Source organism: Staphylococcus sp. HMSC056G08 (genome assembly GCF_001812305.1).
Lineage (GTDB): Bacteria > Bacillota > Bacilli > Staphylococcales > Staphylococcaceae > Staphylococcus > Staphylococcus simulans.
Window position 1 is genome coordinate 31,711 of the sequence record NZ_KV808544.1, and the last position, 1,648, is coordinate 33,358.

The 1,648-nt window shown below is 30.8% G+C and carries 2 protein-coding genes; both read left to right on the forward strand.

Going from position 1 to position 1,648, the window contains the following annotated elements:
- Positions 1 to 128: 128 nt before the first annotated feature.
- Complete coding sequence (locus tag HMPREF2846_RS13695) at positions 129 to 1,214, forward strand: tyrosine-type recombinase/integrase (protein WP_000868132.1); 1,086 nt, start codon at positions 129 to 131, stop codon at positions 1,212 to 1,214.
- Positions 1,211 to 1,648: transposase (locus HMPREF2846_RS13700; RefSeq protein ID WP_070626891.1), on the forward strand; the 438-nt coding region annotated here is incomplete at its 3' end. The genes HMPREF2846_RS13695 and HMPREF2846_RS13700, both read left to right, overlap by 4 nt.

The window sequence follows — 1,648 nt, forward strand, 5'->3', positions numbered from 1 at the left end:
CATAGTATAATAAATAATAGTAGTTAAAGTAGTTTAAGAGGAGATATTAAAGGGATATTTTACTTTAAATAAAAATTAACAAGGTTTATAATTTGTAGTAGTTAAAGTATTTAAAGAGGTGGGAACATGTGAAGGTTCAAAGGATAGAAGTGGAGAATAAGCCGTATCCATTGTATTTATTACTAGATAAAGAATACCAGCTAATAGAACCAGTAATGAAATTTATTAAATACTTAGATAATACTGGTAAGTCTCCTAATACCATTAAGGCATACTGCTATCATTTAAAGTTGCTGTACGAGTTCATGGAACAGAGAGGTGTTATTCTTAATGATATTAACTTTGAGTTGTTAGCAGACTTCGTAGGTTGGTTGAGATATCCTTCAGCATCAAATGTAATTGATCTTCAGTCAAAAAAAGCCATAAGAGAAGAAACGACAGTGAATACAATTTTAAATGTAGTTATGAGTTTTCTTGATTATTTAAGTAGATTAGGAGAATTTAAATCAATTGATGTATTTAAACAAGCAAAGGGAAGAAATTTCAAAGGATTTTTACATCATGTTAATAAGGGTAGATACCAAAAGAATGTCTTAAAGTTAAGGGTTAAAAAGAAACAGATAAGAACATTGAGATCAAAGGAAGTTAAGCAAATTATTGATGCTTGTCATACGAAAAGAGATAAATTAATTTTAATGCTTATGTATGAGGGTGGTTTAAGAATCGGTGAAGTGTTATCGCTTAGGCTTGAAGATATTGTCACTTGGGACAATCAAATCCATTTAACACCTAGAGATGTTAATGTTAATGAAGCTTATATTAAATTAAGGAAGGAAAGAACAATACATGTGAGTAAAGAACTTATGTCACTTTATACAGATTACTTGATATATGAGTATAGTGAGGAATTGGAGCATGATTATGTTTTTATTTCCTTAAAAGAAGGCTATTTTGGGAAACCACTAAAGTACCAAAGTGTTCTTGATCTAGTTAGAAGAATAGTTAAAAGGACTGGAATAGAATTTACATCACATATGCTTCGCCACACTCACGCAACGCAGCTAATTAGGGAAGGATGGGATGTTGCGTTCGTTCAAAAGAGATTAGGTCACGCACATGTTCAGACAACGTTAAATACCTATGTTCATCTTTCAGATCAGGATATGAAAAATGAGTTTAATAAATACCTCGAGAGAAAGGAGCATAAGAAATGAATGCTTCTAGTAAAAGGAAAATTATTAGTCAGAGTGAGATTAGCAAAAAAATAGCTGTAATGAATGAAGAAATGCAAGGGTTTTGGGCTAATAATAGTTGGGATATAAGAAAATGTCCACATCCTTCTGCCATAGAATTAAGTAAGAATCCTGCTTTAAGAAATCGTTGGGTTCGTTTTGAACGTGTTAAAAATCTGTGGTTAAGAACAGAATTGAAATATTTTTATTTTTACCATTTAAACAATGGAATATGGAATGCAAAAACTGTCTGGATTAGAAAAGGAACAGTAATTAATAAAATGTTAGATTTCTTAGATTTAAAGTATCCTAGCATTACTTCAATTACTGAAGTTCCTATTGAAAAAGCAATGACGGAGTATAGAACTTATTTGACAAAACGGGGTGTTAGAATTACCACTACTAATTATAAGATT